Source organism: Agromyces sp. NPDC058104 (genome assembly GCF_042884835.1).
Taxonomy (GTDB): domain Bacteria; phylum Actinomycetota; class Actinomycetes; order Actinomycetales; family Microbacteriaceae; genus Agromyces.
Window position 1 is genome coordinate 1,598,561 of record NZ_JBHVTD010000001.1, and the last position, 13,390, is coordinate 1,611,950.

At 72.7% G+C, this 13,390-nt stretch carries 11 protein-coding genes; 6 read left to right on the top strand and 5 right to left on the bottom strand.

The window, feature by feature from the left end:
- Nucleotides 1-25 precede the first annotated feature (25 nt).
- Nucleotides 26-922 carry a hypothetical protein gene (locus ACFVTH_RS07605; RefSeq protein ID WP_387088522.1) on the top strand — a complete coding sequence of 299 codons (897 nt, stop codon included), beginning with the start codon at nucleotides 26-28 and terminating at the stop codon, nucleotides 920-922.
- A gap of 58 nt (nucleotides 923-980) precedes the next feature.
- Here ACFVTH_RS07605 and ACFVTH_RS07610 read toward each other — a convergent pair whose 3' ends face one another.
- Genes ACFVTH_RS07610 through ACFVTH_RS07620 form a run of 3 tightly spaced genes read right to left on the bottom strand, consistent with a single transcriptional unit; the run spans nucleotide 981 to nucleotide 3,423 of the window.
- On the bottom strand, nucleotides 981-1,376 hold the full coding sequence (locus tag ACFVTH_RS07610) for a hypothetical protein (RefSeq protein ID WP_387088525.1): 396 nt from the start codon (nucleotides 1,374-1,376) through the stop codon (nucleotides 981-983).
- Nucleotides 1,377-1,393: 17 nt separating this feature from the next.
- Nucleotides 1,394-1,852 carry a LysM peptidoglycan-binding domain-containing protein gene (locus ACFVTH_RS07615; RefSeq protein WP_387088528.1) on the bottom strand — a complete coding sequence of 153 codons (459 nt, stop codon included), beginning with the start codon at nucleotides 1,850-1,852 and terminating at the stop codon, nucleotides 1,394-1,396.
- 50 nt (nucleotides 1,853-1,902) lie between these two features.
- The gene (locus ACFVTH_RS07620; protein ID WP_387088531.1) at nucleotides 1,903-3,423 is read right to left on the bottom strand and encodes a PLP-dependent aminotransferase family protein; all 1,521 of its coding nucleotides are present in this window, start codon (nucleotides 3,421-3,423) and stop codon (nucleotides 1,903-1,905) included.
- A 78-nt stretch (nucleotides 3,424-3,501) separates the two neighbouring features.
- On the opposite strand from ACFVTH_RS07620, the gene ACFVTH_RS07625 reads away from it, so the two are divergent.
- From ACFVTH_RS07625 to ACFVTH_RS07640, 4 genes are all read left to right on the top strand, one after another.
- Nucleotides 3,502-4,191, top strand: a complete 690-nt coding sequence (locus ACFVTH_RS07625) for a pyridoxamine 5'-phosphate oxidase family protein (protein WP_387088534.1) — start codon at nucleotides 3,502-3,504, stop codon at nucleotides 4,189-4,191.
- A gap of 257 nt (nucleotides 4,192-4,448) precedes the next feature.
- Nucleotides 4,449-4,631, top strand: a complete 183-nt coding sequence (locus ACFVTH_RS07630; RefSeq protein WP_387088537.1) for a hypothetical protein — start codon at nucleotides 4,449-4,451, stop codon at nucleotides 4,629-4,631.
- A gap of 98 nt (nucleotides 4,632-4,729) precedes the next feature.
- A complete protein-coding gene (locus tag ACFVTH_RS07635; RefSeq protein ID WP_387088793.1) occupies nucleotides 4,730-7,705 on the top strand; it encodes an AAA family ATPase in 2,976 nt (991 codons plus the stop codon).
- 19 nt (nucleotides 7,706-7,724) lie between these two features.
- Nucleotides 7,725-8,258 carry a GNAT family N-acetyltransferase gene (locus ACFVTH_RS07640; RefSeq protein ID WP_387088539.1) on the top strand — a complete coding sequence of 178 codons (534 nt, stop codon included), beginning with the start codon at nucleotides 7,725-7,727 and terminating at the stop codon, nucleotides 8,256-8,258.
- A gap of 1 nt (nucleotide 8,259) precedes the next feature.
- Here ACFVTH_RS07640 and ACFVTH_RS07645 read toward each other — a convergent pair whose 3' ends face one another.
- On the bottom strand, nucleotides 8,260-8,910 hold the full coding sequence (locus ACFVTH_RS07645; protein ID WP_387088542.1) for a hypothetical protein: 651 nt from the start codon (nucleotides 8,908-8,910) through the stop codon (nucleotides 8,260-8,262).
- Nucleotides 8,911-9,282: 372 nt separating this feature from the next.
- Here ACFVTH_RS07645 and ACFVTH_RS07650 point away from each other — a divergent pair, with 372 nt between their 5' ends.
- On the top strand, nucleotides 9,283-9,900 hold the full coding sequence (locus tag ACFVTH_RS07650; protein WP_387088545.1) for a TetR/AcrR family transcriptional regulator: 618 nt from the start codon (nucleotides 9,283-9,285) through the stop codon (nucleotides 9,898-9,900).
- A gap of 174 nt (nucleotides 9,901-10,074) precedes the next feature.
- Here the strand turns inward: ACFVTH_RS07650 and ACFVTH_RS07655 are convergent, their stop codons facing one another.
- On the bottom strand, nucleotides 10,075-12,942 hold the full coding sequence (locus ACFVTH_RS07655; RefSeq protein WP_387088548.1) for an immune inhibitor A domain-containing protein: 2,868 nt from the start codon (nucleotides 12,940-12,942) through the stop codon (nucleotides 10,075-10,077).
- Nucleotides 12,943-13,390 lie beyond the last annotated feature (448 nt).

Genomic DNA, 13,390 nt, shown 5'->3' on the forward strand with positions numbered 1-13,390 from the left:
CCGCCGCCCCACGGCGGGACGCAGGGTGAGCACGAAGGAGACGGCGGTCGCGCACGCGCGATCGGCCGAGCTGGGGCCGGGATCGGCCCGTTCCGTCGCGCGCGCCCTGCAGGAACCGCTGCTCGCGGCGATCGGCGCCGCCGACGCATCGGTGCGCGAACGCCTCGAGCTGGTCGATCGCTCGTTCGCGGTCTGGGTCGACGGCTGGGAGACCGGCTCGCGCACGGCGCCGTGGAGGCCCCGGCTCGTGACCCCCTGGCCCGACCTGGTCGGCATGTTCGCGGTCGGCGGCGCGATGGGCATGGCTGCCGCGGCGGGCGCGCGCAGCACGCCGGCGCTCGACAGCCTCGAGGTCACGGCGCCGACGATGGTCGGCTTCCTCACGGTCGCCTTCGCCGCGATCGCGATCGGTGCGGTCGTCGCCCGGCGCGAGCGCGAGGTGCTGCTCATGCAGCGCGACGACTCCGCCGCGGTGACCCGCTCCGCGTTCCTCTGGGTGGGCGCGGTCTTCTCGGCGATGGCCGTCATCGCGATGGCCGTGCGATACGCGAGCGACGAGTTCTTCCCCATCGCCGTTCTGGCCTCGGCGATGTCGGTCGCCGGGCTCATCGCCTGTACGGTGCTCGCACTCGACGCGAATCGCGTCGCGCGGGCGAGCGCGGCCGGCGGAAAGCTGCGGCATCGCGCCCGCGGCGGGGGCCCCGCGGCCCTGCGCGACGAGGCGATCGACGCCTCCGGCGATGCGCGCGAGTGGGCCGAGTCGGTGCTGTCGGTGCTGTCGCCCGAGCTGCGGGCCGAGCTCGCCGAGGCGTACGCAGCCGCCGTCCGCGAGGCGATCGCGCGGCACGTGCTGCCGCGCGACACCGAGAAGCGGCTGCAGCCCCGCGACTGGGTCGCCGCCCGCTACGACGTCGTGCGCTGAGCGGCCGGGCGTCGAGCGCGCCGCGGCACCGTGCGGCGCCGCGCGGCGTTCCACTCCTTCAGTCGTCGGCCTCGATCTCGGCGATCTGCCACTCCGAGCCGCCCTGGTGCCTGAGCACGCCGCGCACGCGTTCGCCGTCGCGCTCGGCCTGGAACGCCACGGCCGCGGCCTCGCCCGGGCCGACGACCTGCTCGGCCGAGAAGGTCGGCGTGACGTAGCCGACCGCGACGAGCGCCTTCGCCCGCTCGCCCTGGTCCCACGAGCCCGGCATGACGCCGAACATCGCCGCGAAGGCGACGACGGCGATCAGGAACACGCCCGATCCGAGTTCGCGGATCGGCTTCGACCGGCGCCGGGTGCCGAGACTCGACACGACGATGCCCGCCACGGCGATCACGATGGGGATCGCGAGCGGCCACGGGTTCCACGGTGCGATGGTGACGATCTCGTTCACAGGAGGATGCCTCGAGCTCAGCCCGTCTTCGTCCAATCCAGGTTGATGACGTTGCCGATGTAGACGGTCTCACCGAAATCATGCACCTGCGGGTTCATCCGCAGCAACTGCTGCTGAGGCAGGTCGAAGCGCTGGGCGATGTCGAAGAAGCTGTCGCCGGCGACGACGGTGTAGCTCACGGGCATGCCGCTGTCGTCGAGCACCGGGGTGCCGTTCGCGCCGTCGCGGGCGCCGAGGTCGTTGGCGGGCCCCGGCTCGACGACCGGTGCCGCGGCGTTCGGCACGGGCTCGGGTGCGGGTGCTGCCGCGGGCGGCGGCGTCGTGGGCGTCGGCTCGGGTGGGGGCGTCGGCGTGACCGTGACGGTCGCCGTGACCGTGACGGTCGGCGCCGCCGCCGTCTCGGACGGGGTGCACGCGCTGAGGACCACGGCGAGGGCAGCGGCCGTGCACACGGCGGTCACCGGGGATCGACGCATCAGGCGCCTCCGATCGTAGGGTGGCGCACACGGCGCCGATCGGCCCTACCCTAGCCGCCGGCCGCCGTCGGGTCGAGAGCGTCGAGGAGGACGGAGCGGATGCGCTCGAGTCCCTCGCCGAGCTGAGCGTCGCCGACGCCGGCGTAGCCGAAGACGATCCCTCCGGGCAGCTCGTCGGGCACCGCGGAGTAGTCGGCGAGCGGGGCCACGCCCACCCCCTCGTCGGCGAGACGGGCGACGATCGCGGCGGAGGCCTCGGTGTCGTCGAATCGGATGACCGCGTGCAGTCCGCCGTCGAGCCCGCTGAGGGGAGCGCCCGGCAGGTCGCCGAGCACGGCCTGCACCATGCGCCGCCGGTGCGCGTAGTCGCGCCGGGTGGCGGCGATGTGGCGGCGCAGGGCGCCGGAGGCGAGGAACGCGCGCATCGCCTCCTGCGCGGGGCCCGGAACGGGGCACGGCTCGTCGGCCCGGATCCGGAGCACGGCGGCGCGGAGTGCCGGGTCGCCCGGCAGCACGAGGTAGCCGAGACGCAGCCAGGGGGTGAGCACCTTCGAGAAGCTGCCGACGAGCACGGTGCGCTCGGCGCTGCGCTCATCGCCGCTCAGGCCGCTCGCCGCGCCGAGGCGGTCGAGCGAGGCGAGCGCGGGCAGCGGCGCCCCGAGATGACGGAACTCGCTGTCGTAGTCGTCCTCGATGATCAGCGTTCCGTGCGCGCGCGCCCAGTCGATGAGCTCGAGCCGGGATGCCACGGGCAGGCGGCCGCCCAGCGGGTACTGGTGGCTCGGGGTGACCATGACGGCCTCCGGCGGACGGGGCATCCGCCGCAGTGCGTCGAGGTCGAGCCCGTCGGCGTCGACGGGCAGCGGCGCGATCGCGAGCCCGCGTCGCTCGAGCAGCCGGCGGGCCGAAGGGTAGCCGGGGTGCTCGACGGCGACCGTCGGCGTGCTGCGCCGGTCGAGCTCGCGTCGTTCGCGCGCGAGCTCGAGCAGCGCCCCGCCGAGCAGCGCCAGGGCCTCGCTCGTGCCGGCGGTGACCACGACGTCGTCGCTCGAGCAGCTCACTCCGCGGGCCTGCCTGAGGTGGTCGGCGATCTCCTCGCGCAGCCCGGCGAGGCCCGTGGGCGGTGGCGACAGCCGGGGGATCGGCGCGGCGGCGGCCCGTCGCCAGGCCGAGCGCCAGGCGCGCTCGTCGATGCGCGAGGTCGACGGGCTGCCGGGCAGCAGGTCGATGCGGTGCTCGGCGCGCTCGGTGCTCGGGGGTGTGGTGGCCGCCGTCCGGCTCGTCGAGGGCCGCGGCGAGGGGGCGGATGCCTCGGGCTCGACGACGAGTCGGGCCACCCGCGTCGGCGCGCCCTGGCGCAGCTCGAGGTAGCCCTCGCCGGCGAGCTGCTCGTACGCGGCGACCACCGAGCTGCGCGAGACGCCGAGCTCGGCCGCGAGCGCCCGCGTGGAGGGGACGGGGTCGCCGGGCGCGAGGAGCCCGCCGAGGATACCCCGGCGCACCCCGTCGACGAGCCGTGCGCCGAGCGGCGCGTCGTCGAGGGGGTCGAGCACGAGCAGGGGGCCGTCCACGGAGGCTCCTCACTGGACTGGTCGGAATCGCAGCAACTGGACTGCTGGTGAGGCCAGTCTACGTCCGAGACTCGAGCCATGACCACGATCGACGCCCCCGCCGAACTCCCCGCCCGCCGCATCCGCCGCCTCGCCGAACGCCAGACCACCGACCGCGAGGCGCTCGCCGAGCTGCTCGACGGCGAACTCGTCGGCCACCTCGCCGCCGTCGCCGACGGCGTGCCGATCGTCGTGCCGATGGGCTACGCGCGCATCGGCGAGGCCGTCTACGTGCACGGCTCGACCGGCGGGGGCTTCGCCCTCCGCGCGGCCGCCGAGCGCGCCACGGTCGCCTTCTCGGTCACCGCGCTCGACGGCCTCGTGTACGCGCGCTCGCTCTTCGACAGCTCCATGAACTACCGCAGCGCAGTCGTCTACGGCGTGCTCGAGGAGGTCGGTCGCGACGAGGCGGATGCCGCGCTGCTGGCGCTCTCCGAACGGCTCATGCCGGGGCGCTCCGCCGAGGTGCGCGCGATGCGGCGGAAGGAGGTCGCGGCGACCCGCGTGCTCCGGCTCGCCCTGGACGACGTCGTCATGAAGGCGCGTGCGCACGGGGCATCCGAGGCGCTCGACGACGGTGAGGACCACTCGCAGTGGGCGGGCGTCGTGCCGCTCGAACGCGTGTGGGGCGAGCCGCAGCCCTCCGGGCTGACCCCGGCGGGTACGCCCCTGCCCGAATCGGTGCGTGCGCTGACGACGCGCGCTCGCCGCTCCCGCAGTATTTCGTGACGGAAAGGGGGTTCACCATGCTCGCAACCATGCTCATGCTGGGGCTGATCGGCGCAGCGGCGCTCGGCGCCGCGCTCGTGCAGTTCCGCCGCGACGGTCTGCACCGTCTGCCGACGATGCACCGCTGAGGGCGGCCCGGGTGCGCCGTCTGAGGTGCCCCGACAGGAAATAGGGCGATCGTCCGATGGGACCGGGGTGCCTTAGCGAGCACCATCGAAGCATCCGATCGCACGATCGACCGAGACGAAGGAATGACCATGCAGTACTCAGCAGAACTGCTCGCCGTGCACACCCACGAGGCGAACCTGCTGCAGGCCGAGCGACGCATCGCCCACCGCCTCGCAGCGGAGGAGCGCGCGAGCGAGCGGGCTGACCAGGCCGAGCCGTTCGCCCGCCAGCGCGCGTTCGGTCGCCGCGGCCTGCGCCTCGCCCTCCGGTGAGCGCGCCGGCGGCGGCGCCCGCCGCGGTACCGCCCGCCACGAGCGCCTCACCTCGCACCGCGCATGTCGGCGGGCCGTGGCACGATGAGATCGTGACCATGTCAGCAGCGGCCATGATCGGCCGCGGCGCCGACCTCTCGCGGCTCGACGAGCGCCTTGACGAGGTGCGCGCCGGCGCGCCGTTCACCGTGATCGTGGGCGGCGAGGCCGGCATCGGCAAGACCCGGCTCATCCGCGAGTTCCAGCAGCACCTGCCGAACGACGTTCGGCTGCTCGCCGGCCAGTGCGTCGACCTGGGCAGCGTGGCCGCGCCCTACGCTCCGGTCAAGACCGCCCTCCGGGCGCTCGTCGCCGACGTCGGCGCGTCGCCGGTGCTCGAGGCGGTCGGCCCGGGTCGGGCGGCGCTCGTCGCCCTGCTGCCCGAGCTCGCCGCCGAGTCGGGCGAGGTGGGCGCGCCCGGGGCCGGCATCGCCGCGGGGCAGCTGCACGAGGGCATCGCGGTGCTCCTCGAGACCTTCTCGCGCGAGCGCCCGATCGTGTTCGTGATCGAAGACCTCCACTGGATCGACGCGGCGAGCCTCGCCCTGCTGCGCTTCCTGCTGCGCGCCCTCGGCTCGAGCCGCGTGCTCACCGTGCTCAGCTACCGCACCGAAGACGTCACGAGGGGCCACCCGCTGCGCTCCTTCCTCTCCGAGGCCGAGCGCGACCGCTGGGTCGAGCGGCTCGAGCTCGGTCGGCTGTCGAAGGCGCAGGTGAAGCGGCTCGTGAAGTCGCTCGTCGTCGACGAGGCGCCGAACGAGCAGGTGCTCGAGACGGTGTTCCGCCGCAGCGACGGCATCCCCTTCTTCGTCGAGGAGCTCGTCGGCATCGACGGGTGCCGCGACGAGGGCTTCGTGCCCGACACCCTGCGCGAGCTGCTGCTCGCCCGCTACGAGCGGCTGCCCGAGTCGGCCCAAGAGCTGCTGCGGCTCATCTCGACCGGCGGGGTGCGGGTGTCGCACGCCCTGCTCGCCGAGGTCTTCCACGGCGACGACGCCGAGCTCGACGCCGCCGCGCGCCAGTGCGTGCTCTACGGCGTCATCACGATCGACGGCGACGACTACTCGTTCCGGCACGCGCTCGTGCGCGAGGCGATCCTCGACGACCTGCTGCCGGGCGAGCGCGCCCGGTTCCACGCGCGTTACGCCGAGGCGTACGAGGCGGCGGCCGCGGCTGGTTCGCGCCGGCTGGCCGCCGAGATCTCCTACCACTGGCTGGGTGCCCACAACGCGGTCCGCGCGTTCCCGTCGACCCTCCAGGCCATGCGCGAGGCGCGCGCCGCTGCGGCGTACGCCACCGCGGCCCAGCTCGGTGAGCGCGCCCTCGAGCTGTGGGACGTCGTGCCCGACCCCGAGGCCGCCGCCGGCATGGGCAAGCTCGAGCTCATGGGCCGCACGGCCTCGCACCTGCGCAACGCGGGCGAGGTCGAGCGCGGGCTCGCGCTCGTCAAGGCCGCGCTCGCCGAGTGCCCGCGCGACGAGCCGCAGTACCCCCGATTCCTGCGCGACAAGGCCCTCTATCTCGCGGCCATCGGCAGGCCCGGCTCGATCGAGATCCTCGAAGAGGCGCTCGAGGTGCTCGGCGACGACGGCGACCCCGAGATCAAGGCGGGCTGCCTCGCGACGCTCGCCGGCCGGCTCATGATCGAGGGCCGCACGGGCGAGGCGATCGAGACGGCCGAGCGCGGGCTCGCGGTCGCGCTCGAGTACGACCTGCCGCGCTCGGCCTCGATCTCGAAGAACATCGCGGCCGTGAGCCGGGCGGTGCGCGGCGAGGTCGAACGCGGCATCGAGATGCTCGCCGAGGCCCGTGAGCTGGCCGAGGGCGACGGCGCCGCGCTGCTGCGCTACTGGGTCAACTCCTCAGACATCGCCTACCTCGTCGGCGACTACGCCGAGGCCGTGCGCCTCGCCGAAGACGGCCTGGGGCGCGCCCGGGCGCAGGGCGTCGAGCGCAGCACCGGCGTGCTGCTCGCCTCGAACGCGGTCGACCCGCTCTTCGCCCTCGGCGAGTGGGAGCGCGGCGGCGAGATCATCGATCGCGCGTTGTCGCTCGACCCGCCGGTGCCGTTCACGGTCTACCTGCAGCGCGCCCGCATCTGGTCGATGCTCTGGCGGGGCGACCCCGCCGGCGCGGCCGAGGCGCTGCGCCGCGTCCGCACGATGATGGCCGGGGTGCAGGCGGTCGAGATGCAGACCCGGCTCGCGGTGGGCCAGATGGCCGCGGAGGTCGCGCTCGCGAACGACGACCTCGCGGGCGCGTGGGCCGAGATCCGCGGCATCTTCCACGAGGAGCGCGCGCTCCATCCGGGCTACGCCCACCCCGGCTTCTGGGTCGCCGCCCGCGTCGCGGCCGCGATCACGGCCCGGCCGCACGCGGTGCCCGAGGGGGTCGTCGACGAGGTCCGCGCCTCGATCGGCGAGCTCGACCGCCTCCTCGAGGCGGCGTCGTTCTGGCCGCACCACGACAGCTGGGCCGCGATGGTCGAGGCCGAACTCACCGAGGCATCCGAGGGTGCCGGCGCCCAGGTGCCGGGCACCGACGTGCCGGCCTGGCGACGGGCCGTCGACGCCACCGAGCGCGACGGCGTGCCGGGCTACCTGCATCCCTACGCCCTGCTGCGGCTCGGCGAGGCCGAACTGGCGGCGGCCGACCGCACCGCCGCCCGGGCGACACTGCAACTCGCGCTGGATCGCGCCGAGGGCGGCGGGGTCACCGCCGTGCGCGAGCGGGTCGAACGCGTCGCGGCGACCGCCGCGATCGTGCTCGACGGAGCCCATCGCCCGGTCGGCGGCGAGGTCGCGGGCATCGCCGGCGCCGCGGCATCCGATGCCGACGCCGCCGCGACCGCCGAGCTCACCGCCCGCGAACGCCAGGTGCTCGAACTCATCGCCGAGGGCCTCAGCAACCGGCAGATCGGCGAGCGACTGTTCATCAGCGGCAAGACGGCCTCGGTGCACGTCTCCGCCATCCTGCGGAAGCTCGGTGCGGCGACCCGCACCGAAGCCGCCTACCGCGCCGGTGCGCTGCGCTGAACCGGCACGTCACGGAGCCATGACGCACGCCGACGAACCCGCGGGCCCTCCCGCCGCACCGGTCATCCGCGCAGCGCGCCACGACGACGCCGCGGGCATCGCGCGCATGCACTGGGCGAGCCACCAGACGACCTACATCGACTCGGGGGCGGTCGCACGCGAACGCATCGAGGCGTGGACGCTCGAACAGCGCCTCGAGGGATGGCGTCAGGTGCTCGCCGACGTCGACGGCCCCGAGCGGATCGTCGTGGTCGCCGTCGACGGCGACCGGATCGTCGGCTTCGCCGACGCCAAGGGGGTCGACCTCGTCGCCGAGCCCGATGCCCCGCGCGACCTCGAGCTCAAGGGGCTCTACCTGCTCGACGCCTACCAGGGATCGGGCCTCGGCCAGGCTCTGCTCGACGCGGCGATCGGCACCCGGCCGGCCTTCCTCTGGGCGATGGCCGGCGAGACGAGGGCTCGGGCGTTCTATCGCAAGAACGGCTTCGAGCCCGACGCCACCGAGGTGCCGTTCGAGCCATGGCGCATCATGATCGTCCGCCTCGTGCGCTGACTCAGCTGCCTCGATCGTCGGGGGCAGGCCGAGCACGCGGGTCGGCTCGTCCGGGCAGTGCCGCCGCCGCGAGGCGCGCCAGGGCCGCCTCGAGTGCCCCGTCCCAGGCCGCTCGCGGTGCTGGAGCCACACCGTGCACGAGGAGGTGCGCGACGGCGGCGATGTTGCCGCCGGGGAGCGGGGCGGTGCCCTCGCCCGCCTGCTCCGAGGGGCGCGCGAGATCGGCGGAGTGCACCTGGCGAGCATGGGGCATCCCCGCCGGTCTCTCGCCGTCGACGACGAACCGGAGCTCGGGGCGTTCGAGTGCGGCCGTGAGCGCGTCGATCCGAGCGCCGTCCTCGAAGGGGAACCCGCTCACCACGACGAGGTCGGCTTCGGCGACCGCCCTGCGTGCAGACGCACCGTCGACGAGACGTACGCCGTAGTCCCGAAGCACGGTGCGGAGTCGATCGCCGTGCGTGTCGTCGCCGAGCTCGGCGACGAGCGTCGGCTCGTCGCCGAGGAGCGAGAGCCCGATCGCGGCGTCGAGGCCGCGGCCGCCCACGAGCTCGCGCGAACCGCGTTCGTCGCGGTGCACCTCCACCCGGGCGTCGCCGATGACCGCGACGCGCGCCCGCAACCGGGGCGCGTCGGCCTGCGACGAGGTGTTCACCCGCCCGCCCGGGCGAGTGAGGGTATCGGCGTGAGCGCGTCGGGGATGAGTGCGGACCGGTCGCGGATCACGCGCGCCTCCTTCGGGGGCCCGATCTGCGACGCGGCGGTCATGCGTCCCCCTCGCATCGGCACCGCCTGGGAACCGCCCCGGTCGGGGCATCCGCTCGTCTTCACTGTATTGCGGTGCTCGCGGGAGCGCCAAGGAGCGCGTCGTGGTGGGTGAGGGCAGGCTCGTTCACCCGGCTCCTCCTCGAGCCGGAGTGCCGCTCGTGCCCTCGCCGGGCCGTCCTGCGCACGGGCGCCGCGCTCGCCGCGCGCTCGCCCGCCGTCGAGTACCGTTGATCGTCGACCCAGAGGAGCAGCACCGCACATGAAGCCCGGCCCCAGGCGCAGCGTCAGCCAGTCCGACATCGTCGACGCCGCCTTCGAGATCCTCGAGGAGAAGGGCGTCGCGGCGGTCTCGGTTCGGGGCGTCGCCGGTGCGCTCGGCCTCACGCCGACCGCCATGTACACCTACTTCGCGTCGAAGAACGCACTGCTTCAGGCCATGGTCGAGCAGCTGCTCACCGGCGTCGCGGATGCCCCGGCGACCGAGTGGCGCGATCGCGTCGTCGCGGTCGCGCTCGCGCTGCGAGCGAAGCTCGCCGAGCACTCGGGCTCGATCGTGCTCGTCACGAGCGGGCCGCTCGACGGCCCCAACGCGCTCTCGCTCGCCGAACGCCTCATCGAGAGCTTCGTCGAGGCGGGACTGTCGGTCGACGACGCCGCTCGCGCCGGTCATGCCGTGCGCGCCGTCGTCGTCGGCCAGTCGGCGCTCGAGGCGGCCCGCCGTACGGCGCCCGTCGAGGTGTCGGCGGCGCAGCCGCTCTGGTCCGACTCGCGGCACCCGCTCGTCGAGGAGACCGCCGGTCTTGCGCTCGACGACGGCGGCGACGCCGAGTTCGCGACGATGCTGGGTCGTGTGATCGACGGGTTCGTCGGGGCGTAGTCTCGCACCGCGCAGGCGTGCGCACACCGGGGTCTTCGCCGGTTCAGCGACGCCGTCGCCTGCTCGCGACTCGGACCACCGTGCATCCGCCCGAAGGCGCCTCCCCGACGCGACGAGGCGCCGACCCCCGGAGGGGGCCGACGCCTCGTCGGTGTTGCGTCAGCGCGTCGCCGCTCAGCCCGCCGCAGGGGGCGTGATGCTGATGAGCGCCGCGGTGTTGCCCTTGAAGGCCTTCTTCACCGAGATGACGGTGCCGTAGCCCACGCCCGCGTCGGCCGGGTTGCCCGATCCGAACACGCCGAGGCCGACATCGACCCCGTCGTAGGCGGGCAGGCGGTTGCCGGCGAGGTCGTACAGCGGGGTGCTGTACTCGGCGTTGCCGACCGAGGGAACCACGGTCGACGCGTCACGGTCGCGGTAGAAGAGCGCGCCGTCGGACTCGCGCAGGGCGAAGCCGGGCACCCAGCCACGGTCGTCGGTGAAGGTGCTCACCGCGTCCTGCGCCGCGACGTCGGTGCAGTACTCGTCGCCGGTCGCGCCGATGAAGCACTCGGTGAACGGGTACGTCTTCGTGAGACCGAACGCCACGTTCGACGACTGGGCACGCGAGGGCATCACGTTCAGCGTCGTCGGGTCGGCGTCGGCCGCGGCACCGGTGCGCTGCAGCGGGTTGAAGTGGCTGTCGACGAGCAGCAGCCCGCCCTTCGCACCGTAGCTCGGCAGCGCCGCCTCGTTGGTGAGGATCTGGTTCGAGTTGCCGTACGTGGTGTCGCGGTACCAGACCAGAGCGCCCGGCGCGTTGTACGCGAGCTTCTCGACCTTCCAGGCGCCGTCGCTGTAGACGGAGTTGTAGCCGTACTTCAGGCCCTCGTCGAAGCCGTCGAAGTTGCGCCACTCGACCAGGTAGTACTGCGCCTTGATCGAGGTGCCGGTGTCGATGCGCCAGCCGGGGCCGGTCGTGTCGGCGAAGGTGCCGACCTTGGGCGTCCAGCCGTTCTCGCCCGACTCGACGTCGTCGCTCCACGTGGTGGTGTCACCGCTCGTGAGCGAGAAGTCGTCGGCGAACCAGCCGCGCTCCTGGAAGGCGGCGTCGGTCGCCATGCGGAGGCGCAGGTCGATCGACTGCCCGGCGTAGGCCGAGAGGTCGACGTACTGGTGCTGCCAGCCGTGCGAGTCGCCCGTCAGGCCGTACTTGCGGTCGCCGAAGCCGTGCAGGTTGCCGTTGGGGTCGGGGTAGCCGTCGGGCGTCGTGGCCTCGGTGCCGTCGGTGTTGTACACCTTCTGGTCGGTCCAGGTCGTGCCGCCGTCGGTCGAGATCTCGACGAAGCCGAAGTCCCAGTCGGACTCGATGACGAAGTTGTTCCACATCCAGAACTTGGCGTCGGCTGCCACGTCGAGCTTGCGCTCGATGCGGATGTCGCCCCAGTCCTGGTCGGCGCCCGTGTACCACATGTTCTCGCCGCTGTGCGGGTCGGCGAGGTTGATGGTCTTGTCGGGCAGGTTCACCTTCACACCGTCTTCGCTGCCCTTGAGGGGGCGCGAGTTCTGGCCGACCTTGACGGTCGTCTCGTCGTCACCGGGGTTCACGACGAGCGGCTCGGCCCAGCCGAGCACCCACTTGTCCCAGAGGCCCATGTGGGTCGGCATCGACTGGAAGATGGGGCCCGCGTGCGAGCCGGAGCTCATGAGGTCCCAGAAGTCGATGTCGCTGCTGCCGGCGTTCGAGGTGTCGTAGAGGTCGGGAAGACCGAGGTCGTGACCGTACTCGTGCGCGAACACGCCGACGCCCGAGTCCTCGGGCTGCACGATGTAGTTCGACAGCTTGAGGTCGGTGCCGGGGATCGTCGCGCCGCCGAGGACGGCGGAGGAGTGCGCCCACAGGGCGTACGTGCCCTGCGCGCCGCCGCCGCCGGACTTGTCCTCACCGGCGTGCACGAGCACGACGTGGTCGATCACGCCGTCGGGCTCGTTGACGTTGCCGTCGCCGTCGCGGTCGCCCTGGTCCTCGATGTCGTAGTCGGCCCAGGGGAAGTCGGGCTGCGCCTCGGCGAGTGCTGCGACCGCGTCGATCGGCAGCTGGCCGGGGCCCTTCGGGTTGGAGGGGTGGCCCTGCTGGTCCTGCATGGGACCGGCCACGTAGACGCCCTCGGAGTTCTGGTGGCACACCGTGGCGCCGTAGTACGCCTCGGAGTGGGGCACCGTGATCCACGGGGTCGCCTCACCGGTGACGGTGTAGGCGCCGCGCGACATCTCTTCGTACATCGACTTCATCGTGTAGCCCGAGATGTCGAAGCCGGGCTTGCCGTCGGGGCCGGTGAGGTCGGTGCGGACGCGCTCGGTGATGCCTTCGTCGGTGAAGAGCATCTTGTTGAAGTGCTCCGACGAGAAGTCGGGCACCCACATCGAGTTGTTGTCCTCGAGCTCGTAGTCGGCGGGGTTGGGGATGCCGTTGTGAAGGGGCCCGTTCTGGACGTTGCCGGGCTTGCACGTGGTCGCGCCGAACTCGGTCGGCACGTAGCTGTCGGTGAAGTCGTCGTTCGCCTGGTCGTTGAACTCGACGAGGATCGTGAGGAGCTTGGCCTCCTGGGTGACGTCGGCCTGCTTGTAGTTGGGGGACTTCTTCGGCTTCTTGGCGTTCTTGTTCGCCTTGAGCTGCTCCTGCTTGAGCTGCTTCGGGCTCTTGCCGGTCTCGTTCGACTTGTTCTCGAGCTTGGCCAGGCCGCCGGCGGCCTGCGGGTTGCCCGCGGCGAACTTCGCGTCGATCTCCATTGCCGTCGCGAGCGCGTCCTCGGCCTTGGGGGTGACGACCTTGTTGCCCTCGATGTCGAAGACGGCTTCGTCGTCGGCGCCCACGATCGCCTCCGCACGGGGGGCGACGTAGTTCATGTAGTACTCCGAGTCGCTGATCACCGCTGGCGATACCGGTGATTCAGCCGCGGCTGCGGTGCTCACTCCGAACGACACCATTCCGGTGGCGGCGAGTGCGAGCACCGGAACGACCGCGACCGCGCGCTTGCGCGCGCGGCTGGTGAATCCAGACATGCTTCTCCCTTCGAGTGACTCGGCGGAGGTGACCGTCGAGACACGCACGGCGCCCGTCGGTGGACGGACGTAATCGGCATCCTGCCGTGCGGCGCCGCATATATGGAAGGCCTGTGTGGAATCTGTGGAGAACTTCGCACGACCGTTGCGCGGAACGGCGCGGATCGACGGGGAGGAGCGGGCTGGGCCTGTCGTGATTCCGCCAGCTGGCGGGATTACGCCATGCCCGAGCGTGCACACGTCCGGCCGTCGTTGCGCCCGAGGACGGTCCACGCGGGTGGTTTGACTGTGGCCGGGAGTTCGGCTAACGTCGGCGGCAATAGGGTAAGAATGGAGACCTCCTGTTGGAGGTTTTCGTCTGCCCTTTTTTGGTTTGTGCGCGTCTCTGACAGGGTTTCCCGACAGAGAGGTCGGACACGTGGCACAACATGTTCTGAGAGGCGTCGGC

Bases quoted from the DNA above. Each gene is read 5' to 3' on its own strand.
- ACFVTH_RS07615 (WP_387088528.1), bottom strand. From the start codon at position 1,852: ATGCGTCGATCCCCGGTGACCGCCGTGTGCACGGCCGCTGCCCTCGCC.
- ACFVTH_RS07625 (WP_387088534.1), top strand. From the start codon at position 3,502: ATGACCACGATCGACGCCCCCGCCGAACTCCCCGCCCGCCGCATCCGC.
- ACFVTH_RS07630 (WP_387088537.1), top strand. From the start codon at position 4,449: ATGCAGTACTCAGCAGAACTGCTCGCCGTGCACACCCACGAGGCGAAC.
- ACFVTH_RS07635 (WP_387088793.1), top strand. From the start codon at position 4,730: ATGTCAGCAGCGGCCATGATCGGCCGCGGCGCCGACCTCTCGCGGCTC.
- ACFVTH_RS07640 (WP_387088539.1), top strand. From the start codon at position 7,725: ATGACGCACGCCGACGAACCCGCGGGCCCTCCCGCCGCACCGGTCATC.
- ACFVTH_RS07650 (WP_387088545.1), top strand. From the start codon at position 9,283: ATGAAGCCCGGCCCCAGGCGCAGCGTCAGCCAGTCCGACATCGTCGAC.
- ACFVTH_RS07655 (WP_387088548.1), bottom strand. From the start codon at position 12,942: ATGTCTGGATTCACCAGCCGCGCGCGCAAGCGCGCGGTCGCGGTCGTT.